The sequence below is a fragment of the Kitasatospora sp. NPDC051914 genome, assembly GCF_040680995.1.
Taxonomy (GTDB): domain Bacteria; phylum Actinomycetota; class Actinomycetes; order Streptomycetales; family Streptomycetaceae; genus Kitasatospora.
Genome location: NZ_JBFAXX010000036.1, coordinates 22,197 through 44,072 on the forward strand (window position 1 = coordinate 22,197; position 21,876 = coordinate 44,072).

General features: G+C 73.6%; 18 protein-coding genes. 8 read left to right on the plus strand and 10 right to left on the minus strand.

The genetic code is table 11. The features are described from left to right. Positions 1 to 66: 66 nt before the first annotated feature. The 5 genes from AB0M03_RS23405 to AB0M03_RS23425 form a co-directional block, all read right to left on the minus strand. Positions 67 to 972: a carbohydrate ABC transporter permease gene (locus tag AB0M03_RS23405; RefSeq protein WP_363493874.1), complete on the minus strand. Its 906-nt coding sequence runs from the start codon at positions 970 to 972 to the stop codon at positions 67 to 69. 49 nt (positions 973 to 1,021) lie between these two features. After that, positions 1,022 to 2,023 (minus strand): sugar ABC transporter permease, encoded by a 1,002-nt coding sequence (locus AB0M03_RS23410; protein WP_363493875.1) that lies wholly within the window; start codon positions 2,021 to 2,023, stop codon positions 1,022 to 1,024. 111 nt (positions 2,024 to 2,134) lie between these two features. Next, complete coding sequence (locus AB0M03_RS23415) at positions 2,135 to 3,418, minus strand: extracellular solute-binding protein (RefSeq protein WP_363493877.1); 1,284 nt, start codon at positions 3,416 to 3,418, stop codon at positions 2,135 to 2,137. Between the two features lie 343 nt (positions 3,419 to 3,761). Then, positions 3,762 to 4,829, minus strand: coding sequence for an aldose epimerase family protein (locus tag AB0M03_RS23420; protein ID WP_363493879.1), 1,068 nt, complete (start codon positions 4,827 to 4,829; stop codon positions 3,762 to 3,764). A 328-nt stretch (positions 4,830 to 5,157) separates the two neighbouring features. After that, positions 5,158 to 8,112 (minus strand): AAA family ATPase, encoded by a 2,955-nt coding sequence (locus tag AB0M03_RS23425; RefSeq protein ID WP_363493881.1) that lies wholly within the window; start codon positions 8,110 to 8,112, stop codon positions 5,158 to 5,160. Positions 8,113 to 8,400: 288 nt separating this feature from the next. Here AB0M03_RS23425 and AB0M03_RS23430 point away from each other — a divergent pair, with 288 nt between their 5' ends. Next, entirely contained in the window at positions 8,401 to 9,351 is a 951-nt protein-coding gene (locus tag AB0M03_RS23430; RefSeq protein ID WP_363493883.1) for a terpene synthase family protein, read from the plus strand. Positions 9,352 to 9,422: 71 nt separating this feature from the next. Here AB0M03_RS23430 and AB0M03_RS23435 read toward each other — a convergent pair whose 3' ends face one another. After that, on the minus strand, positions 9,423 to 9,845 hold the full coding sequence (locus AB0M03_RS23435; protein ID WP_363493884.1) for a DUF6325 family protein: 423 nt from the start codon (positions 9,843 to 9,845) through the stop codon (positions 9,423 to 9,425). Between the two features lie 185 nt (positions 9,846 to 10,030). Between AB0M03_RS23435 and AB0M03_RS23440 the strand changes: the two genes are divergently transcribed. The 4 genes from AB0M03_RS23440 (at position 10,031) to AB0M03_RS23455 (ending at position 14,123) form a co-directional block, all read left to right on the plus strand. Further along, positions 10,031 to 10,354 carry a nuclear transport factor 2 family protein gene (locus AB0M03_RS23440; protein WP_363493886.1) on the plus strand — a complete coding sequence of 108 codons (324 nt, stop codon included), beginning with the start codon at positions 10,031 to 10,033 and terminating at the stop codon, positions 10,352 to 10,354. Positions 10,355 to 10,458: 104 nt separating this feature from the next. Continuing rightward, positions 10,459 to 11,526, plus strand: coding sequence for a LacI family DNA-binding transcriptional regulator (locus AB0M03_RS23445; RefSeq protein ID WP_363493888.1), 1,068 nt, complete (start codon positions 10,459 to 10,461; stop codon positions 11,524 to 11,526). A gap of 209 nt (positions 11,527 to 11,735) precedes the next feature. Next, positions 11,736 to 13,757 (plus strand): TIM-barrel domain-containing protein, encoded by a 2,022-nt coding sequence (locus AB0M03_RS23450; RefSeq protein ID WP_363493890.1) that lies wholly within the window; start codon positions 11,736 to 11,738, stop codon positions 13,755 to 13,757. 36 nt (positions 13,758 to 13,793) lie between these two features. Beyond that, positions 13,794 to 14,123, plus strand: coding sequence for a hypothetical protein (locus tag AB0M03_RS23455; RefSeq protein WP_363493892.1), 330 nt, complete (start codon positions 13,794 to 13,796; stop codon positions 14,121 to 14,123). A 327-nt stretch (positions 14,124 to 14,450) separates the two neighbouring features. Here AB0M03_RS23455 and AB0M03_RS23460 read toward each other — a convergent pair whose 3' ends face one another. Then, a complete protein-coding gene (locus AB0M03_RS23460; RefSeq protein WP_363493958.1) occupies positions 14,451 to 15,674 on the minus strand; it encodes a serine hydrolase domain-containing protein in 1,224 nt (407 codons plus the stop codon). 88 nt (positions 15,675 to 15,762) lie between these two features. Between AB0M03_RS23460 and AB0M03_RS23465 the strand changes: the two genes are divergently transcribed. Then, complete coding sequence (locus AB0M03_RS23465; protein ID WP_363493894.1) at positions 15,763 to 16,272, plus strand: NUDIX domain-containing protein; 510 nt, start codon at positions 15,763 to 15,765, stop codon at positions 16,270 to 16,272. On the opposite strand, the gene AB0M03_RS23470 is transcribed toward AB0M03_RS23465, so the two are convergent. Continuing rightward, positions 16,248 to 16,871: a cytochrome b/b6 domain-containing protein gene (locus AB0M03_RS23470; protein ID WP_363493896.1), complete on the minus strand. Its 624-nt coding sequence runs from the start codon at positions 16,869 to 16,871 to the stop codon at positions 16,248 to 16,250. The genes AB0M03_RS23465 and AB0M03_RS23470 overlap by 25 nt on opposite strands. Beyond that, the gene (locus AB0M03_RS23475; protein ID WP_363493960.1) at positions 16,855 to 17,508 is read right to left on the minus strand and encodes a molybdopterin-dependent oxidoreductase; all 654 of its coding nucleotides are present in this window, start codon (positions 17,506 to 17,508) and stop codon (positions 16,855 to 16,857) included. The genes AB0M03_RS23470 and AB0M03_RS23475 overlap by 17 nt, the downstream gene beginning before the upstream one ends. A gap of 213 nt (positions 17,509 to 17,721) precedes the next feature. On the opposite strand from AB0M03_RS23475, the gene AB0M03_RS23480 reads away from it, so the two are divergent. Next, positions 17,722 to 18,507, plus strand: coding sequence for a TetR/AcrR family transcriptional regulator (locus AB0M03_RS23480; protein WP_363493898.1), 786 nt, complete (start codon positions 17,722 to 17,724; stop codon positions 18,505 to 18,507). A 46-nt stretch (positions 18,508 to 18,553) separates the two neighbouring features. Here AB0M03_RS23480 and AB0M03_RS23485 read toward each other — a convergent pair whose 3' ends face one another. After that, positions 18,554 to 19,417 carry a helix-turn-helix transcriptional regulator gene (locus AB0M03_RS23485; RefSeq protein WP_363493900.1) on the minus strand — a complete coding sequence of 288 codons (864 nt, stop codon included), beginning with the start codon at positions 19,415 to 19,417 and terminating at the stop codon, positions 18,554 to 18,556. A 174-nt stretch (positions 19,418 to 19,591) separates the two neighbouring features. Between AB0M03_RS23485 and AB0M03_RS23490 the strand changes: the two genes are divergently transcribed. Next, complete coding sequence (locus AB0M03_RS23490; protein ID WP_363493902.1) at positions 19,592 to 21,580, plus strand: hypothetical protein; 1,989 nt, start codon at positions 19,592 to 19,594, stop codon at positions 21,578 to 21,580. Positions 21,581 to 21,876 lie beyond the last annotated feature (296 nt).

Sequence of the window (21,876 nt, forward strand, 5' to 3'; positions counted from 1 at the left end):
TGGGGGTTCGGCCGGGCGGCGGCGGTCGGCGGACCGACCGCCGTGCCCGGGCGGCCACGTCGGCGGTCAGGACTTCGCGGCACCGGCGGTCAGGCCGGTGACCAGGTGGCGCTGGACGAGGTAGAACACCAGCGCGGCGGGCAGCGCGATCAGCACCGAGGTGGTGGCCATCAGGCCCCACTGGTGGTCGTGCTCGCTGATGAAGGACTGCAGGCCCACCGCGAGCGTGTACTTGTCCGAGCTGAGCATGAAGGTCGAGGCGAACGCGACCTCGGCCCAGGCGGTGAGGAAGGAGTAGAAGGCGGCGACGGCCAGGCCCGGGCGGGCCAGCGGCAGGATGAGCCGCCAGAAGGTGCCGAACGGGGAGAGCCCGTCGACCCGGCCGGCCTCGTCGATCTCCACCGGGATGGTGTCGAAGTAGCCCTTGAGCAGCCAGGCGCAGTACGGCACGGTGGTGCCCGAGTAGACCAGGATCAGGCCGAGGTAGCTGTCCAGCAGCTGGAGGTTGGACAGGATGTAGTACATCGGCACGATCAGCACGGCGATCGGGAACATCTGGGTCACCAGCAGCGTCCACATCAGCTGCTTGTGGCCGGCGAAGCGCATCCGGGAGACGGCGTAGCCGGTGCTGGCGGCGAGCATGACGCCGACGACGGTGGTGCCGCCGGCGACGATCACCGAGTTGCCGAACCAGCTGAAGAAGTCGGTCTCGTTGAGCACCTTGGTGTAGTTCGACAGGGTCGCCTTGCCGAGGATCTCACCGGGGTGCAGGTAGTCCATGTCGTCGGGGCCCAGCGAGATGTAGGCGATGTAGACGACGGGGAAGAGCGCGATCAGGCTGGCCGTGATCAGTGCGAGGTGGCTGAGCGCGGTGGCGATCGGGCTGCGCTGCTCACGGCTGCGGACCTTCGCCGGCCGGGCGGCGTGGGCGGCCGAGGAGCGGGCGGCCGGTCGTTCGGTGGTGGTGGTCATCGGGTACCTGCCTCGTGGATGTCGCTGGTCTGCTGGATGCGCGCGGCGCTCAGCCGTTCGCCTGCTCGTTGCGGGCGAGCCAACGGCGGTAGAAGCTGGTGAAGACGATCAGGAGCGAGAGCAGCAGTACGCCGTAGGTGGCGGACACCGCGTAGTCGCGGGGCATCTGGCCGAAGCCGAGGCGGTAGGCCCAGGTGACCAGGATCTGGGCGTCGGGGGCGCCGTTGCCGAACAGCAGGAAGATGACGGCGAACTGGTTGAAGGTCCAGATCACGCCGAGCAGGACGACGGTGCTGCTGACGGTGCGCAGGCCCGGCAGGGTGACGTAGCGGAAGCGCTGCCACGGGGAGGCGCCGTCCATCTCGGCGGCCTCGTAGAGCTCGGCCGGGATGGACTGCAGGCCGCCGAGCAGGGAGACCATCATGAACGGGACGCCGACCCAGGTGTTGACCGCGATGGCGGCGGCCTTCTGCGCGAACGGGTCGGAGAGCCAGCCGGGCTCGGGCAGGCCGACGGAGCCGAGGACGGCGTTGATCGCGCCGCCGTCGGCGAGCATCAGGCGCCAGGAGAAGACCGTGACGAAGGTCGGCACGGCCCAGGGCAGGATCAGCAGCATGCGGTAGAGGCCGCGGCCGCGGAGCTTCTGGTTGAGCAGCAGGGCGAGGGCGAGGCCGATGGTGTAGTGCAGGAGGACGCAGATGGCCGTCCAGGCGATCGTCCACACGAAGTGCGACCAGAAGCGGTCGTACGAGCCCGGACCCCACAGCACGTCGGCGTAGTTGTGCAGGCCGACGAACTTGAAGCTGTCCGGGATGTGGTTGACGCCGATCTGGCGGCCGGTGTTGAGGCTGGTGGCGTCGGTGAGCGTCAGGTAGACGCCGCGCACGAGCGGGTAGCCGACCAGCACGCTGAGCACGATCACGACCGGCGCGATCATGGCGTAGGCGTACCAGTACTTGCTGTACGAGAGCTTGAGGCGCTGCACGAGGCCCGGACGCGGTTCGCGGCCGCGGCTGCTCTTGCCGGGAGCGCCCTGCACGGCGACTGCCATTGTTGACACCTTTTCGGGAGGTCCGCCGCCTCGCGTCGGCGACTGGGTCTTCGTACGGGGGTGGCCGACGGCCGCCCGGCCCACCAGGGGTGGGCCGGGCGGCCGTGGGTCTTACTTGGCGAAGCCGGGGAGGAGCTTCGCGTAGTCGACGGCGGTGGCGTCGAGGCCGGCCTTGGTGTCGGCCTGGCCCTGGACGATCTTGCCGAGGTTGGTGCCGATCGAGGCGAACAGCGAGGAGTACTCGGGCAGCTCGGGCCGCGGCTGGGCGGAGCTCAGGATGGCCTGGTAGCCCGCGATGCCCAGGTTGGCCTTGACCTCGGCGGTGAAGGCGTCACCGCGGGTCGGCAGGGTGGAGTTCTTCAGCGCGAGGGTGGTCTGGCTCTCGGCCGAGGTCAGGAACGCGGCGAGCTTCTCGGCAGCGGCCTTGTGGGCGGCGTCGGAGCCGGCGTAGACGGAGACGTTGTGGCCGCCGGTCGGGGCGCCGGCCTTGCCGGTGGAGCCGGCCGGGACGGGGGCGATGCCCAGGTTGGCCTTGTTGCTGAACGCCGCGCCCTTGTAGATGTTGGTGATCTCCCAGGGGCCCTGGATGATCATCGCGACCTTGCCGGTGTTGAAGGCGTCCATCATGTGGGCGTACGAGTCGGTGGTCACGTCGGCCTTGACGGTGCCGGGCGAGGTGAACATCGACTTGTAGGTCTCGACGGCCTTGACGGCCTCCGGCGAGTTGACGCTGATCTTCTTGTTCTTGGCGTCCACCATGTCGGTGCCCTCGCCGAACAGGAACGGCATGGCGTAGTAGCCGTCGCCGGCCCGCATGAAGAAGCCGTCCACGCCGGCCTTCTCCTTGAGCAGCGCGGCGTCGGCCTTCAGCTCGTCCCAGGTCGCGGGGGCCTTGGTGATGCCGGCCTTGGCGAACAGGTCCTTGTTGTAGAGCAGGCCGAGGGTGTCGGTGACCAGCGGCGCGCCGTAGGTCTTGCCGTCGTACTTGGCCTGCTGGATCAGGCTCGGCTGGAAGGCGGAGGCGTCGGGGAGCGCCGGGGTGCCGTCCAGCGGCTCCAGGAAGCCGGCCTTGGCGAAGGCGGAGGTCCAGCCGACCTCGGCGCGGAACGCGTCCGGCGCGCCCTTGGCGCCCATGGCGGTCTGCAGCTTGTTCTGCGCCTGGTCGAACGGCACGTTGACGAAGTTGACCTTGATGTTCGGGTTGGCGGCCTCGAACTTCTGGACGAGCGCCTGGTAGGTCGGAGCCTCGTTGGTGGCGTTGGAGGTGTCCCAGTAGGTGATGGTGACCGGACCGCCGTCGCCCTTGGCGTCCGAGCCGGAGCCGCTGCTGCCGCAGGCTGCAAGAGAAACCGCAAGGGCCGCAACGAGTGCGGAGGCCGCAATGCCACGCCGCATGAGAACTCCTAGGAAGGTGGGGGTGCCCGAATTGGTGGAGGACCGCGCATAATGGCTGTCCCGTGCCGACTGCGCCGTTGCGGCCGTCGGGCTTGGGGAGGAACGTAACAGCGCCGAAAGGCAACCTGAAAGCCCTTGCAGCAACTTTCTGCAAGCTCGCCCGGATCGTTACATCCACGTGTCCTCCGAGTTGCCGGCCCGCGAACCCCCACCGCAGCCGCACACCGCCGCGTTCTGCCAGTTCACGGCAGGAACGCCGACGGCCCGCACCGGCCGGGGCTTCCGGGCGGTACGGGCCGTCGTTGCGGCGCTTGCAGCAATGGCTGTCAGGCGGCCACCGCGGTCAGGCGGCCGAGAGGCGCAGCACGGTGGTCGAGCGGAACTCCTCCCCCGGGCGCAGCTCGGTCGAGGGGTAGCCGGGCTGGTGCGGCGAGTCGGGGTGGTGCTGGGTCTCCAGTGCGACGCCGGAGTAGGGGCCGTAGGGCACGCCGCGGGCGCCGGTGACGGCGCCGCGGAAGCCGTTGGCGGTGTAGACCTGGATGCCGGGCTCGGTGGTCAGCACCTCCAGGGTGCGGCCGCTCTCCGGGTCCTCCAGCAGGGCCGCGCGGCTCGGGCTGCCGTCGGCCGGGCGGTCGCGCAGCACCCAGTTGTGGTCGTAGCCGCGGGCGGCCACGACCTGCGGGTGGTCCTCGGTGATGCCCTTGCCGATCGGCCGGGCGGTGGTGAAGTCGAACGGGGTGCCGGCCACCGGCTCGTACGGGCCGAGCGGGATCTGCCGGGCGTCCACCGGGGTGTAGTGGTCGGCGTCGACGGTGAGCAGGTGGCCGAGGACGTCGCCGTTGCCCTCGCCGGCGAGGTTGAAGTAGGCGTGGTTGGTCAGGTTGACCACGGTGGGCTTGTTGGTGACCGCGTGGTAGTCGATGGTCACGGCGTCGGCGGAGAGGGTGTAGGAGACGGTGACGTCCAGGGCGCCGGGGAAGCCCTGGTCGCCGTCCGGGCTGTGCAGGCGGAGCCGGACGCCGCCGGGGATCTCCTCGGCGTCCCAGACGCGGTGCGCGAAGCCGTCCGGGCCGCCGTGCAGGGTGACGCCGTTGCCGGTGGGGGCCAGCGGGTGGTCCTCGCCGTCGACGGTGATCCGGCAGTCGGCGATCCGGTTGGCGTAGCGGCCGACCGTGGTGCCGTAGTGGCGGGCCGCGCCGAGGATCAGCGGCAGTTCGTCGGTGGAGAGCAGGATCTGGCCCGGGGTGCCGGAACGGTCGGGCGCGGTGAGGGAGTGGAGGGTGGCGCCGAGCGTGAGGACGGTGGCCTCGAGCGGTCCGTTGCGCAGGGTCCACTGCTCGATCGCGGCGCCGGCGCCGCTGGGCTCGAAGGGCCGTCGCCGTACCTCGGTGGCCTGTGCCGATGCCGCCATGGCGTGCTCCTCACCGAAGCGGCTCCGCGTCCGCCTCACCTCGACATCTGTTCGATTCTGAGCGATCTTGTCGCCCCGGGAGCAGCCTAGCCCGACCGGGGCCCCGCACGGCGCTGCTGCGCCCTGCGTGCCCCTGTCGGCCACGGCGGCCGGGCGGACCAAGGGCTTGCCCGACGATTCCCGCCGCGCACGCAACGCCGGTCATCCCGCCCGGACGCGCCGCCGCACCGCCCCAGTACGTCCGGTACGAGGCCGATGCGGCGGCACGCCCGGGCGGGCGCCCGACGCTGCGCGCCGATGCGACGCGAATCGTCGGACAAGCCCTGGGTCAGTCGCCGGTGTCGGTGTCCCGGTCGGGGAGCCCGAGGGCGGCGGCCAGGCCCTCGGGGCCTGTGCCCGCCTTGCGGTGCACGGCGGCCAGCCGGCGGTGCACCAGGCTCAGCGGCAGGTCGAGGTCCTCGGCGATCCGCTGCGGCGGCAGGCCGCGGACGGCGAGTTCGGCGACCTCCCACTCGTGCTGGCTGAGGGCGTCCTTGGAGAGGGTGCGCAGCCGGTTGGGGCGCAGCCCGGAGACGGCGAGCTCGCGCCGGGCGCGGGCGGCCAGGCCGTCGGCGCCGCACTGCTGGGCGAGCTCCATGCCCTGGTAGAGGTATTCGCCGGCGTCGACCAGGCGGCCGCCGCGGCGCAGGGCGGCGCCGAGGTCGATCAGGGCGTGGGCGTGCTCGTGGCCGGCCGGGGACTGGCCGAGCACGGCGACCGCCTCCTCCAGGAGCTCGACGCCGACCGGGCCCTCGTTGACGGCGGCCTGCAGGCGCAGGGCGGTGCCGATCGCGGAGGCCGAGCCGAAGTGCCGGGCGCGTTCGACGGCGTCCTGGGCGAGCTTGCGGGAGGCGTCCTGGTCGTCGGGGGCGACGGCGAGCGCCAGGTGGCTCGCCCAGGGTGCCCAGACGGTGTTGTAGCGGCCGCGGTCGTCGAGCTGTCGGCCGGCCTCGGTGAGGACCTCGACGGCCTCGGCGCGGTCGCCGCGGGCCAGCAGCAGCTTGCCGTAGAGGGTGGGTGCGTCGGGCAGCACCATGGCGGTGGGGTGGTAGGGCGGCCCGAAGCGGTACTGCTGGGCGAGTTCCCAGGCCTCCTGGACGCGGCCGCGGGCGAGCAGGGTGTCGGCGAGGACGCCGACGATGTCCCACTGCAGCGGCAGGTCGGGGGCGATCCGCTCGGAGATCCGCAGACCGCGGCGGAGGAAGTCCTCGGCCTCCAGCAGGAATCCGCGGCGGAACCGGACGAGCCCCATCAGGAAGTAGGCGAAGCCGCGGTGGGCGCCGCTCCAGCCGGCCACCTCGAACTCCATGATGGCGTCGGAGAAGAGCCGTTCGGCGCGGTTGAGTTCGTCGGTGTAGGTGAGGGTGAGGCCGATCAGGGCGGGCAGTTCGAAGCCCCAGGTGGTGGCCGTCCAGCCGAGTTCCCCCGGCAGCCGGCCGTTGACCAGGGCCCGGTCGGCGAGCTCGACGGCGCCGACGGCGGACTCCCCGCGGAGGGTGAGGTCCCAGGCGCGCATGGCGAGCAGGGCCCGCTCGGCGCTGTCCCGGCCGGTGAGCGAGTCGGAGAGCTCCTGCAGGCGGCGCGAGCGGCCGAGGGCGTCCTCCTCGTCGCGCCGGAAGGCGGCCCACATGAAGTGGGCGGCCTGCAGCCGCAGCCGGTCGGGCCCGGGCGGGGTGCGGTCGGCCTCCTCCTGGCAGAGCGCGGCGGCGCGGGTCAGCTCGCCCGCGTGGGCGAGCGCCTCGGAGAGCCGGAAGGTGGCGTCGACCCTCAGCTCCGGGCGCAGGCCGCTCTCCGGATCGAGGGCGAGGCTGAGCTGGTTGACGGTGGCGGCCGGGTCGGTGAGCAGGGCGGAGCAGCCGAGCTCGTAGATCACCTCGGCGCGGACGTCCTCGTCCGGCGGCTCGTTGAGGGCGCGCTCCAGGCAGCGCTTGGCGGCGTCGGGTGCGCCGATCGCGAGGTGTTCCTGGGCGGCCTTGCGGAGTTTGCGGACGATCGCGTCGTCGCCCTCGCAGTGCACCTCCAGCAGGTGGCGGGAGGCGGCGAGCATCGATCCGCCCGCGTTCTCGATGGCGGCGGCCGCGATGCCGTGCATGGCGGTCTTGGTGCCGGCGGGCATGGTGAGGTAGATCGAGGTGCCGATCAGCGGGTGGACGAACTCCAGGCGCCCGTTGGGCTGGCTGGTGAGGACCCGCTGGCGGCGCAGCTGGCGCACCGACTCCTCGGCCTGCTCGGGGCCCTGGGCGGAGATGGTGGCGGCGAGGCTCTGCCGGATGTCGGTGCCGAGCAGCGCGGCGGCCCAGGCGAACCGCAGGGTGGTCGGGCCGAGCTTGTCGAGCCAGTGCTGGAGGGTCTCGCCGCGGGCCGCGGCGGCGAGGTCGTGCAGTTTGCGGGCGTTCTCCTCGCTGGGCTCCAGGGCCTGGTCGCGGACCTCCCTGAGCAGCGAGACGACCTCGTACGGGGTGCCGCCGGTGACGGCCCAGACCTGGCGGCAGAAGGCGTCCTCGGCGTCGCCGCCGAGGTCGGCGCGGACGAGGTCGGCGACCGTGTCGGGGGTGAGGCGGCGCAGTTCGTGGCGGTGGTGGGCGATGGACTCGATCTGGTGGCGCAGCCCCTGGGCCTTGTGGTCGAACTCGTCGCGGAAGGCGAGGACGAGGAGCACGGGCAGTTCGCGGGAGCGGACGGCGAAGGCGGCGAGCCAGTTGAGCGACTCCTGGTCGGCCCAGTGCAGGTCGTCGACGACCATGACCAACGGGGCGCGGCGCGGGGCGAGTTGGGTGAAGACGAAGTCGAGGCCGTCGCGGACGCCCTGCGGGTCGAGCGGCTCGAGCTCGTCGGAGGGCGGGACGAGGCCGATGGCGGGGCCGACGATGCCGTACCAGTTGCCGAAGACCTCCTCCTTCTCGCCGTCGGGGAGGGCGCCGAGGACGGGCTGGAGCAGCTGGCGCAGGACGCGGAACGGCTCGTTGCGCTGGCGCTCGCCGCCGCGGGCGAAGAGCACGGTGCACTCGGGCTGGAGCTTGGCGAGGCGGCGGACGCGGTGCAGCAGGGAGGTCTTGCCCATGCCGCCGGGGCCGGAGTAGAGCAGCACCTCGCCGATCTCGGTGCCGCCGGCGGCGAACTTGCGGCACAGCCGGGCGACCGCCTCGTCGGCGGCACGCAGCTCGGCGTCGCGCTCGCGCAGGGTCTCCTCGGTCGGCGGGTTGCCGTGCTCCTGTCCGACCGGGCCGTTCTGATCTGCCGCCACCGCCGTGACCTCCGCCTCTTCCGATCCTCGTTCCGTTCACGACCCTAGCGCCGCGTGCGCCCGCGCGGGCGGCATTCGTGCAGGCACCGGTGGCGGCCCATGGTTGAGCCACAACACGAGGGGCAAATGCCCTGGTGCGCATGCCATCTGATGATCCGATCGGGTAATCTGCCGGGCCGGACGACACAGTCGATCTTCGTTACGTCCCAGTATCAGCAGCAGCATCGAGGCAACCGCACGACGCGCACGCATCGCACCACACCCGAGAGTTACCGCGCTGGGAGCACCATGTCCGACGACAGCTCGCTCGACTTCCCGTTCCCCCACCGGCGCAGCCGGCACCACGCCCACGCGGCCGCCCGGCACCGCTCCTGGCTCGACCGCCACCGCGCGCTGGCGGACGTCGCCGGCACCGCCGCCTACGGCCACTGGGAGGTGGCCGAGCTCGCGGCGCTCAGCCATCCCACCGTCGGGCCGGACGAACTCGCGCTCGCCGCCGACATGCTGGGCTTCTTCTTCCTCTTCGACGACCAGTTCGACAGCGAGCTGGGGCACCGGCCGACCGAGGTCGCCAGGATCTGCGACCGGCTGACCGGCATCCTGCACGGCGCGCTGCCCGACGGCTCCTCGGACGTCGAACGGGCCTTCTCCGACCTCTGGAGACGGTCGACCCTCGGCATGCCGGGACGCTGGCGGGCACGCGCCGCCGCCAACTGGGAGTGGTACTTCGCCAGCCACCCGGCCGAGGCGGCCGGCCGCCGCTCCGGCCGCATCCCGGACCGCGAGGGCTATCTGACGCTCCGTCGCGGCACGGCCGCCATGGAGACCATCTTCGACATGCTGGAACGCCTCGGCGGCTTCACCGTGCCGCAGAGCACCTTCCACCATCCGGTGCTCCGCCGGCTGCGCCAAGTGGCCGCCGACATCCCCTCGTTCAGCAATGACGTCCGCTCCTACCCGCTGGAGGCACCCCGCGGGGACGTGTACAACATCGTGATGATCGTCCAGCGTGAGCGCGCCTGCCCGCCGGAGGAGGCCTGTGCGGTCGTCCTCGCCGAGGCGCAGCTGATGATCGAGGACTACGCCCGACTGCTCGCCGAACTACCCTGCGCGTTCCGAGAATTGGAACTGGACGAGGAACAGCGCGGCACCGCACAGCGCTACGCCGACGGCATCACCGCCTGGCTGGCGGGCTATCTGCACTGGGAACGCCGGACGGGCCGCTACCGCACCGGGTGACCGGTGATGCACCCACCGTAGCGGAACGCCCGCCCTGCGGCCAGAGCCACCGGCACACCCGTACGGGCCGCTCAGCGCGCGCTGCGGGCCCGGGCGGCGCGGACGGCCTCGTCGATCCGCTCCGGGGAGATCCGCACCCCCGAGGCGATCCGCCCGCCGACCGCCCCCAGCGCCTCCGCCGCACTCCTGGCCCATAGGTGTTCGATGAGCACCAGCACCGCGACGCTGCCCGGCTCCAGCAGCCGGGCGGCCTCCTCGGCGTCGGCCGGGCCGATCAGCGGCAGCTGGTCGCCGCCGGCGGCGACCACCCCGCCCAGGTGCTCGACCTCGCCGACCTCCGTGTAGTCCACGGCGCCGTCGGCGCGCCGGGTGACCACCAGGGAGTCGACCACCCGGATGTCCCCGGCCGTCCGCAGCGCACCGAGCGCGCGGGCGGCCTCGGCGGTGATGGCCTCGTACGGGAACGTCAGGACGATCAGTTCGGCCGGCCCCATCCAGGGCACTCCTTCCGTCGGCGGTTCCCCGCGGTCAGCCCCCGGAAGCGGATCAAAGCACAGCCCGCGCCGCGCACCGGGGAGGCGGGGCGCGGACGGCGCACGGCCGCTGGCGGGCGGCCGGGCCGCGTGGTCTCTGGAAAGCACGGCACCGTGCCGTGAACCGGGACGAAGGAGCCCCACAGATGACGATCCCCGCCGCCAAGCTGTCCAATCCCGCCGTGCGCGCCCTGGTCACCGCGATCAACGGCGGCGACCCGAACGCGTTCTTCGCCGTGCTCACACCGGACGCCACCATGTCCGACGACGGCTCCGACCGCCCGCTGGCGGCCTGGGCGGACCGCGAGATCTTCTCCTCGCGGGGCCACATGGAGGTCCAGACCGAGAAGGAGGGCGGGCTCGCCCTGATCGCCAACTACCGCAACGACACCTGGGGCGAGATGCGCACCGCCTGGCGCTTCACCGTGGACGGCGACCGGATCAGCCGCTTCGAGACCGGACAGGCGTAACGCCCCGGCCGGGCTGGTGAAGCGCTTCGACACCGGGTCTGGACACAGTCCATCTGCCTCTCTAAGCTCTCCGGGCAGGACAGCATCGAGCCGCACAGCAGACATTGTCGAAGCGCTTCACCAGGGGCGTCCGGCAGTGTCGCGAGATGGAGCACCAGATGGTCACGCTCGCCCAGGTCGCCCGGCACGCCGGGGTGTCCCCGAGCACGGTCTCGTACGTCATCAGCGGCAAGCGGTCCATCTCGCAGGAGACCCGGCTGCGGGTGGAACGCAGCATCGCCGAGCTCGGCTACCACCCGCACGCGGGGGCCCGGGCGCTGGCGAGCAACCGCTCCAACGTGATCGCGCTGATGATCCCGCTGCGCACCGACATGTTCGTACCGGTGATGATGGAGATCGCGATCGCCATCACCACCACGGCCCGCCGCTACGGCCACGACGTCCTGCTGCTCACCAGTGAGGAGGGCCCGTCCGCGGTGAAGCGCATCGCCGCCAGCGGACTGGCCGACGCAGTGATCCTCATGGACGTCGAACTGGAGGACGAGCGCATCCCGCTGCTCCGACAGACCGGGGCCGCCGCCGCGCTGATCGGGCTGCCCGCCGACCCGTCCGGGCTCACCTGCGTCGACCTCGACTTCGAGGCCACCGGCGCACTGGCCGCCGACCACCTGGCCGACCTCGGCCACCGCGAGGTGGCGCTGATCGGCGCCGCCGAGTCCGTCTACCGGCGGCACACCGGCTTCGCCGAGCGCACCCTCGCCGGCTTCCGGCAGCAGGCCGCCGCCCGCGGCCTGAGCCACCTGCACCGCCCGTGCGGGGCCGGCCACGAGGCCGCCAGCGGCACGATCTCCCGCATCCTCCAGGAGCGGCCGCACACCACCGGATTCGTGGTGCAGAACGAGGCCGCGCTGCCGCACCTGCTCGGCCAGCTCCGCCAGTCCGGGCGGGCCGTGCCGGAGGACGTCTCCGTCGTGGCGATCTGCCCCGACGAGGTGGCCCTGCACTCGGCGCCGCAGCTCACCTCGGTCTCCATCCCCGCCCAGGAGATGGGGCGCCGCGCCGTCGAACTGCTGATGGCACAGGCCGGCGGCGAGGACACCTCCGGGCTCACCCTGCTGCGTCCCACCCTCACCATGCGGGAGTCCAGCGGCCCCGCAGCCGCCGCCCCCTGACACACCTCCCCCGACACACCGCCCGACCACCGCCGGGGCCGCCCGCCCCGCCCGCACCACCCGCTCCACCGGGCCGCTCGCGCGCATCGCCGATCCCCGGGACACCGGGCGCACCCGCACGCGCCCTCTCCCCCACCGATCCCGCACGCCACGGCGCAGCCGCCGCCGGCACGCCCCGCGCTGCCCGCGCGCACCCCCAGGAGCCGTCCGTGAACCACCCCCTGCCCGTCCCCCCGCCGGAGAAGCCCGAGGCCCCCGGTGTGCTCCGCGAGCGCGAGGGCGCCCTGGAGTGGCACGGCCACCTGGAGACCCTGCGGCTGGAGCCCTGGGGCCCGGACGCGATCCGGGTGCGGGCCGTACGCGGCGGCCGGCTGCGGCACGACCTGCCGGGCGCCCTGGCCGAGCAGCCGCCGGCCGCGCCGCAGGCCGTGGTGAAGACCGAGGGCGCCGTCGGACGGATCGTCAACGGCGCGATCACCGCCGAGGTCACCGACCGGGGTGTCGTCCGCTTCCTGCGCGCCGACGGCAGCGAACTGCTCTCCGAGCAGCCCGCGCACTTCTGGTGGCCCGGTGCCCGGCTGTACACCCCGACCGGCAACGGCTACCACCGGCTGGAGCAGCGCTTCGCCGCCTACGACGGGGAGAAGCTCTTCGGACTCGGCCAGCACCGGCACGGGCTGCTCGACCAGAAGGGCGCCACGATCGACCTGGTGCAGCGCAACGCCGAGGTGTCCATCCCGGTGCTGCTCTCCGACCGCGGCTATCTGCTGCTGTGGAACAACCCCGCGATCGGCCGGGTCGAACTGGCCGTCAACGGCACCCGCTGGGTCGCCGACAGCGCCCGGCAGTTCGACTACTGGATCACCGCCGGCCGGCCCGCGCAGACCCTCGCCCGGTACGCCGACGCCACCGGCCACTCCCCCGAACTCCCCGAGTGGGCCACCGGTTTCTGGCAGTGCAAGCTGCGCTACCGCACCCAGGACGAACTGCTCGCCGTCGCCCGCGAGTACGAGCGCCGGGGCCTGCCGCTGTCCGTCGTCGTCAACGACTTCTTCCACTGGACCCACCTCGGCGAGTGGAAGCTCGACCCCGCCGAGTGGCCCGACCCGGCCGCCATGGTCCGCGAACTGGACGACATGGGCGTGCGGCTGATGGTCTCCGTCTGGCCCTCCGTCAGCCCGCTCAGCGAGAACCACGCCGAGATGGAGCGCCGCGGCCTGCTGATCGGCACCGAGTACGGCCCGATGGCGCACGCCGAATGGCCTGACAAGGGCGTCGACTCCACCGTCCAGGTCGCCTTCTACGACGCCACCAACCCGGAGGCCCGGGAGTTCCTGTGGGAGCGGATCTCGCAGAACTACCTCGCCCACGGCATCAAGGTCTGGTGGCTGGACGCCTGCGAGCCCGAGATCAACCCCGGCCACCAGGCCAACCTGCGCTACCACGCCGGCCCGGGCCTCGAGGTCGGCAACCTGTACCCGCGGGAGAACGCCCGCGCCTTCCACGAGGGCATGCACGCCGCCGGCGAGACCGAGGTCGTCACCCTCAACCGCTCCTCCTGGGCCGGCGCCCAGCGCTACGGCGCCGCCCTGTGGTCCGGCGACATCGGCACCGACTTCGCCACCCTGCGCGACCAGATCAAGGCCGGCCTGCACGTCATGGTCTCCGGCATCCCCTGGTGGACGACCGACATCGGCGGCTTCCACGGCGGCGACCCGGACGACCCGGCGTACCGCGAGGTGATCGTCCGCTGGTTCCAGTACGGCGCGTTCTGCCCGCTGTTCCGGCTGCACGGCTACCGCGAGCCCTGGATGCCGCTCGGCCCGGCCATGACCGGCGGCCCCAACGAGGTCTGGTCGTACGGCGAGGAGGCGTACGGGATCTTCAGCCGGTACCTGCACCTGCGCGAGCGGCTCCGCCCGTACATCCAGGAGCAGATGCGGCACACCGCGGAGACCGGCGTACCGCCGATGCGGCCGCTGTTCGTGGAGTTCCCCGACGACCCGGCCGCCTGGGAGACCGGCGACCAGTTCCTGCTCGGCCCCGACCTGCTGGTCGCACCGGTCGTCGAGGCCGGCGCACGCGAACGCACCGTCCGGCTGCCCGAGGGCGCCACCTGGCGGTGCGCCTGGACGGGCGAGGAACACCCCGGCGGCACCACGGTGACCGCCGACGCCCCGCTCGACCGCATCCCGCTCTACCTGCGCGACGGCGCCGAACTGCCGATCTGACCGGGCACCACACCACTCCGTGGCAAGGAGACCACCATGCACCCGAGCACCGTGCACCCGAGCACCACCGCGCACCCCACCGCCGTACGGGGCCGCGGCCGCACCCAGCCCGCCGGACGGCTCGCCCCGTACCGGCAGCAGCCGCCCGCGCCGCAGACCCGACGCCCGGCGGCCGGACTGCTCGCCCCCGAGGAACACCAACTGCTGCTGCTCCTCGCCGAGGGCCTCCCCCTGGACGCCGTAGCTCGCAGGCTCTCCACGTCCAGCCGCACCCTGCGGCGCCGCATCCGCGTCCTCTGCGACCGCATCGGCGTCCGCACCCCCCTCCAGGCCGCCGTCTGGGCCGCCCGCCGCGGCCTGATCTGAACCCCGCGCCCCTGGGCAGTCCGCCGTACGAGGAGTTGCTGCGACACCGGCCGGAGGCGGCCGGGCCGGAGAGGCTGGAGGTGTTCCGGGAGGGCACGCCGGCCGAGGCCGGGGCGGTGAACATCGAGGTGTGGCGGTTCGGCGGACATGCGGGTGGCCGGGCCTCCCAGCAGCAGCAACTGGAGTGGCTGCACAAGCACGGCCTGGGGCTTGTCCGACAATTCGCGTCGCATCGGCGCGCGGCGTCCAGGCGGGATGACCAGCGCCGCGTGCGCGGCGGGAATTGTCGGACAAGCCCCAGGACCGGAGAAGTGACCCTCCGTCAGGTCACAGCGCGTCGAGGCACTGGCGGACGGCGGCCATCAGCGTCCGTGAGCGGATGTCGCCGGTCACGCCCGGCTGCATGCCGTTGGTGACGTAGCCGAAGCCGATGCCGAGCTCCGGGTCGGCGAAGCCCAGCGAGCCGCCGCGCCCGGGGTGGCCGAAGCTGGCGGGCGAGGCCATCGGGGACGTCCCGCCGTGCCGGAAGAAGCCGTGCCCGAAGGTGGTGTTGACGATGAGCACCTTGTCCGGGCCGCTGACGGCCGGGCCCATCGCCTCCTTGAGCACCTCGGAACCGAACAGGGCGGGCAGCCGCTCGCCGGGCGCCCCGCCGTGCCGGTCGGCCGCGCCGATCAGCGAGGCGTAGAAGCGGGCCACCGAGCGGGCGGTGCCGATGCCGCCCGCGCCGGGCACCTCGGCGGCCTGCACCGCCGGGTCGTTGAGGTCGACGGTGGAGCGGACGGCGCCGAAGGCCCGCGCGGTGAGCGAGGTGCGGTCCTGGTAGGCGCGGACCACGGACGCCTTGGGGCGGACCTTCATGCCGTTCGGACCGGTGTGCGCGGCCTCCGGGGCGGGCAGGTCGACCAGCCGGCCGACCCTCGGCGCGGCGCCCGCGGGCAGGCCGATCCACAGGTCCAGGCCGAGCGGGCGGGCGATCTCCTCCGCGAGGTAGTGGCCGATGCTGCGGCCGCTGACCCGCCGGACCACCTCGCCGACCAGCCAGCCGAAGGTGAACGGGTGGTAGCCGTGCGCGGTGCCCGGCTCCCAGACCGGAGCCTGGGCGGCGACCGCGGCCGCGGCCGGCTCCCAGGTCAGCAGGTCCTCCAGGCGCAGCGGCACGTCCAGGACGGGCAGCCCGGCCTGGTGCGAGAGCAGCCAGCGCACCGGTATCCGGCCCTTGCCGGCGGCGGCGAACTCCGGCCAGTACGAGGAGACCGGGGCGTCCAGGTCGAGGGCGCCGCGCTGGACGAGGTGGAGCGCGGTGGCGGCGGTGAGGCCCTTGGTGACGGAGCGCAGGACCTGCGCGGTGTCGGCCGTCCACGGCACGGCAGGTGCGGGCCGGCCGCCGACCTCGGGCCGGGCGTCGCCGCCCCACAGGTCGACCACCTTGCGGCCGTCGGCGTAGAGCGCGAACGCCGCGCCGAGCTCGCCGTACTCGCGGAAGTTGCGGGCGAAGGCCTCGCGCACCGGCTCGAACCCGGCCGCCGTCTCGCCCCAGATGTCCACCACTGCCACGTGTCCGCCGTTCCCTCGCCTGCGCCTTCGCTTGGAACGATAGTCGGGTGGTCCCACCGGTGCCGCTGTAGTGTCCGTGACCATGACGAACCCTGCCGAGGAACTGCTCGACGTGGTGGACGACCGGGACCGGGTGATCGGCACCGCGACCCGGGCCGAGGCGTACCGGGACGGGCTGACCCACCGCTGCGTCTTCATCCTGGTCCGCGACCCGCAGGGCCGGATCTTCGTGCACCGGCGCACCGACACCAAGCTGTTCGCCCCCGGCGCGTACGACTGCTTCGTCGGCGGGGTGGTCGGCGCCGGGGAGACGTACGCCGAGGCCGCCGTGCGGGAGGCCGAGGAGGAGCTGGGCGTGCACGGGATCGAGCCGGTGCCGCTGTTCCGGTTCCTGTTCGAGCAGGAGGGCCTCTCCTGGTTCTGCGACATGCACGAGGCCCGTTGGGACGGCCCGGTCTCCCCGCAGGTGGAGGAGGTGGCCTGGCACGGCTGGGTGACCGAGCAGGAGCTGGCCGAACGGCTCGCCGAGTGGGACTTCGTGCCGGACGGCCGCGAGGCGTACCGCCGCTACCTGGAGCGGCGCTCCTCCTGAGGGTCCCACCCGGGGTGCTCGCGGACGGCCCAGTGCCGGTCCACCAGGCCGGTGCGCATGCCGCGGCGGGCCTCCGGGTCGCGCACCGCCATCCAGACGTGCCCGGCCAGCACGACGGCCACCGCCACCGCCAGCCAGTCGTGGACGAAGGTCGCACCGGTGCGCCACACCAAGGGCGCCAGGTGCGTGAACCACATCAGCAGACCGGTGCCGAGCATCACCAGCACCGCGCCGGCGATCCACGCCGCGTACAGCTTCTGCCCGGCGTTGAACTTGCCCGCCGGCCGGTCGTACGAGCGGCGGCGCACCGCCCGCAGCCAGCGGCGGTCGGCGTCCGTGAACCGGTTGAGCCGGGCGAGGTCGGCGCGCAGCGCACGGGAGGCGAGGCCCAGCAGCAGCGGCACCGGCAGCAGCAGCCCGCACCACTCGTGCACCAGGACGACCAGTCGGCGGCGGCCGACCAGCTCCGACAGCGGCGGATAGTACAGCATCAGCGCGGTCGCCAGGCAGACCAGCATCAGGGCGGCGGTGCCGCGGTGCACCCAGCGCTCGGCACGGGCGAAGCGGTGCACCCGCGCCGGGTCAGCCGGTGGGTGCATCGTCGCGTCCGTTCGAACGGCCGACCCAGGCATCGACGTCGTACCCGAGGCGCTCCCAGTAGCCGGGGTGGACCTTCTCGGTCACCGTGATGCCGGAGAGCCACTTGGCCGACTTGTAGAAGTACATCGGTGCGACGTACAGCCGCACCGGGCCGCCGTGCGCGTGGCCGAGCGGGCGGTCCTGCATGCGCAGGGCGACCAGCACGTCGTCGCGGCGGGCCTGGTCCAGGGTGAGGCTCTCGCCGTACGCGCCGTCGAAGCAGGTGAAGCGGACGGCGGTCGCACCGTCGCGGACGCCGGCCCGCTCCAGCAGCACGCTCAGCCGCACCCCCTCGAACGGGGTGCCCGGCACCCGCCACCCGGTGACGCACTGGACGTCGCGGACCAGCCGGGTCTGCGGCATCGCCTGCAGGTCGGCGAGGCGGTAGGTGACCGGGCGGTCGACCAGGCCGTCGATCTTCAGCGTGTAGTCCGCGGCCGTCCGCTGCGGCACGGCCGCCACCACCGAGTAGTAGCGGAACCCGCCGCCACCCGGCACCAGGCCGCTGAGGCCCGTCGGGTCGCGGCTGGTGACCGCCTCGACGACGCGCTGCAGGTGCGGCCCGGCCGCGACACCCGCCGCGCCCAGCCCGAGCATGCCGAGCACCACCCGGCGCCCGACCGGCGATCCGGTGGATTCGTTCACACCCCGATTCGACCACCCGACGCGGCCGCGGACCAGGCCCTGCGGCCGCACGTCAGACTTTCGTCACCTTTGGACCGGCCGGCACATGGGGGGCGGTCTTGGTTCGGGGCGGTTTCCGCATGATCGGGTGATCATCCGGTGACCGAGCCTGGATAGGGTGGCGCCATGGTTTCCCGTACGCCCTCGGCGGCGCCCCGGTCGGAGGATCAGCCCAGCCGTGCCGAGAAGGCGCCGCGGCGCCGGCTCAGCGTGGACGAGCGGCGGGAGCAGTTGATCGCGGTCGCACTGGAGCTGTTCAGCCGGCGCCCGCCCGAGGAGGTGTCGATCGACGACATCGCCGCCGCGGCCGGCGCCTCGCGCCCGCTGGTCTACCACTACTTCCCCGGCAAGCAGGCGATCTACGAGGAGTCGCTGCGCCGCGCCGGGCAGGAACTCGCCGCCCGCTTCGAGGAGCCCGCCGAAGGCCCGCTCTCCGAGCGGCTGCTGCGGGTGATGGGCCGCTACCTCGACTTCGTCGACAGCCACGGCCCCGGCTTCGCGGCCCTGCTGCGCGGCGGCTCGGTGGCGGCCAGCCCCGGCACCAACGCGGTCATCGACGAGGTGCGGCGGGCCGCCCACGAACAGATCCTGCTGCACCTGGCGCTGCCCAAGCCCAGCCCCGGCGTGCGGCGCACGGTACGGGCCTGGATCGCCAACGCGGAGATCAGCTCGCTCGACTGGCTGGGCGACCGGGCCGTCCCCCGCGAGGAGTTGGAGCTGCAGCTGGTGCAGGAGCTGGTCGCCGCACTGGCCCTGACCGCCGCCCGCGAGCCGGACCTGGCCGTCGAGTTCGCCTCCTTCTTCGCCGACGAGCGGCCCGACGGCCCGTGCGCGGGCCTGGTCCGCGACCTGGCCGGCCTCCTCGCCGTCGACGGCATAGCCGACGCCCTGGGCCGCCTCGCCTCCGGCTGAAACCCTCCGCGGGGCGGTCGTTCAGAGGTGCGGAGAGCTGCGCCGCTCACGGGGTTGCCTGTTCGGCGGGGGCCGACCAGGCGAGGAGCATGTGCAGGGCGTCGTGGGAGGGGGTGCCCGGGTCGGCGGCGTAGGTGATGAGGGCCTGGTCCGGGTCGTCGGCCGTGCGCAGCGTCTCGTAGGCGAGTTCGAGGTCGCCCACCAGCGGGTGGTGGAACCGCTTGGTGCCCGAGGTCTTGTCCTGGACGGGGTGTTCGGCCCACCAGCGGCGGAAGTCCTGGCTCTTGACCGACAGTTCCCCGATCAGGCTCGCCAGCAGCGGGTCGTCGGGGCGCTGTCCGGCCTGCAGGTGCAGGTAGGCGACGTTCTCGCGGGCGCAGGAGGTCCAGTCCGCGTACAGCGTGCGGGCCGCCGGGTCGAGGAAGGTGATCCGGGCGACGTTCCGCTCGGCCGGGTCGAGGAGGGAGTAGTCGCCGAGCAGGGCGCAGGCCGCCGCGTTCCACGCCAGGACGTCCATCCGGCGGCCCATGACGAAGGCGGGCACGTCGTGGAGTTCGTCGAGCAGCCGCTGCAGCATCGGCCGCACCTTCTGCGGGCGGGGCGGCTGCGGGCGGGCGGACCCGGCGGTGCGCCGCGGCCGGGCCAGCTGGTGCAGGTGCCGGGTCTCGTCCTCGGTGAGGCGCAGCGCGCGGGCCAGCGAGTCGAGCACCGCCTCCGAGGGGTTGGCGACCCGGCCCTGTTCCATCCGCGTGTAGTAGTCGACGCTGACGCCGGCGAGTTGGGCGAGCTCCTCGCGGCGCAGGCCGGCGACGCGGCGGGCGCCGCCGTACTCCGGCAGGGACACGTCCTGCGGGCGCAGACGGGCGCGGCGGCTGCGCAGGAAGTCGTTGAGACTGCTCGCTGTGCTCATGTCGGCCATTGTGACCCGCACCGGGGATGCGCTGCCTGGCCCTGCCGGTACCAGGCGGCGCACCTGTCGACCGGTCAGGCGGGCGGCCGGTACGGATCGGGGCATCGCCGCCGCGTCGGCACGGTCTGATAGAAAGTGGACCGACTTTCCACCGAGAGCGAGGGGGCTCGGCGCATGACTCTGGACGGCTTCGCGGCAGCGGAGCGGATCGCCGCCACACTGGACGTGTTGGCCGAGGCGCTGCTGGACGAACGGGCCACCCACCACCCGGTGGAGTCGCTGACGGCGGTCCGCAGGGACGGCCACTCCTCCGCCGAGGAGCTCTTCGGCCTGCGGATCTCCCCGGGTGGGCCCGGTGTGCTGACGGTCCGTGGGCTCGGCACGGTGGTGGAGGCCGGCACTGCGCGCAGCACCGGGTCCGCCGCCGGCGCGACCGCCGCGCTGGCTGCGCGGTACGGCGCCGGAGAGGTGTGCGGCGTCCCGGTCGACGGCACCTCGGGCGACGGCGGTGCGGCCCCGGCCGCCTTCCAGCTGCCCGTGCTCCCGGAGCCCGGCGACAGCAAGCTCCGCCCGCCGTTCACCGCCCCGCTCGCCGCGCTGGCCTCCGACCGGCCCACCCGCGGGCCGGAGGAGCTGTCCACCGGGTCCGGGGTGGAGGTGCGCCTGGTCGTGCCGACCGTGTTCCACCCGCTGACCGCGCGTGGCGGCGGCGCCGCGGTGGCCGAGCACCTCGCCGAGGTCGCCGAGGAGGTCTTCGCCGGCAGCCGTGCCGCGGAACGCCGCACCTGGTCGGTGCTGGCCGCCTCGCTGGCCGACGAGGCCGCGGCGGCCGGGGTGGTCTTCGCCGGCCTGTGCGCGCTCGACGCCGGCGGCCGCACCAGCCACGCCTCGCTGACCGTCTCCTTCCACCCGCACAGCGGCCCGGCCGACGAGCTCGCCGTCCGGCTGGCCGACGCCCGGCCGCACGCCGAGGTCTGGACGGTGCTGCTGCCGGCCGGTCCCGCGGCGCTGCTGGTGGAGCCGCGCACCTCGCCGGTGCCGGCGCCGGTGGCCGCCGACGGGCAGCGCCGCTGGGCGATCAGCTCCGTGGTGGAGGCGGTGCTCCCGCTCCCGGACGGCGCCTCCGCGCTGGTGCTGCAGCTCGGCACCGTGCAGGCGGACGACTGGGAGCTGTACACGGCCGCCTTCGCCGACGTCCTGCAGAGCGTGCAGCTCGGCTGGGACGGCGTCTTGGCCGCCCCGCCGCAGGCCGCCGCCCAGCAGGCCGTCCCCGCCGCAGCCCAGGCGCCGGCGCCCGAGCCAATCGCGCCGCCCGTCCCCGCACCGCCTGTGCCTGTACCGCCCGCCCCCGTGCCGACAGTGGCGCCCGAGGCGCCGACGCTGCCGCAGGCGTCCTTCGAGCCCGTGCCCGCCGCCCCGCCGGCACCGCCGATGCCCCCGGTGCCGCCGATGCCGCCGACCGTCCCTGCGCCCGCCGAGCCGGCTCCGGTCCTGGCCTCCGCCCCGGCTCCGGAGGGGCCCAAGGGCACGCCGGTCCGGGTGCCGCCGCCGGACTTCAACCCCTTCGCCCCGCCCGCACCGACGCCCGCGGCAGCCACGACGGAGGCCGAGGCCGACGAGGCACCCGCGGGCTCCGGCAAGGGCACCCCCGTCCGCGTCCCCCCGCCGGACTTCAACCCCTTCGCCCCGCCCGCACCGACGCCCGCGGCCCCGGCCGCCGCGCCCGCTCCGGTCGCCGCTGCGCCGGCTGCGGCTCCGGCCGTGGCCGACCCGTTCGGCACGGTGGTTTCGAACGAGCCGCAGGACCCGTTCGGCACGGTCACCTCGGCGCCGGCCGCGGCTCCGGCGGCCGTTGCGGCTCCTGCTCCGGCAGCGCCTGTCGCTCCCCCGGCCGAGGAGGCACCGGCGGGCTCCGGCAAGGGCACGCCGGTCCGGGTGCCGCCGCCGGACTTCAACCCCTTCGCCCCGCCCGCACCGACGCCCGCGGCAGCCACGACGGAGGCCGAGGCCGACGAGGCACCCGCGGGCTCCGGCAAGGGCACCCCCGTCCGCGTCCCCCCGCCGGACTTCAACCCCTTCGCCCCGCCCGCACCGACGCCCGCGGCCCCGGCCGCCGCGCCGCCGGCCCCGGAGGAGCCTCCGGCGTACAACCCGTTCGGCTGACGCACGGGAGCACCCCACGGGGGCGCGGAGAACTGCGCGGATGCGGTCGGCCTCGACAGTCGAGGCGGGCCGCCTCCCGACTACGCGGTTCTCCGCGCCCCTTGTGGTGTCCGCACCTTCCTGCCATCGGAATGACGGATCGTCACCGTCCGGGCACGCCCTGGATGGTCCAGACCTATTGCCAGTGGCGGCCGCGGTCCCTAACCTCCTGGACAGGACCTCCGCGGCAACCCGACGGCCCGGGGCCCCGGCTCCGCCGCGCCCTCGCGACCGGAGCCCTGCACCTGCACCTGCAC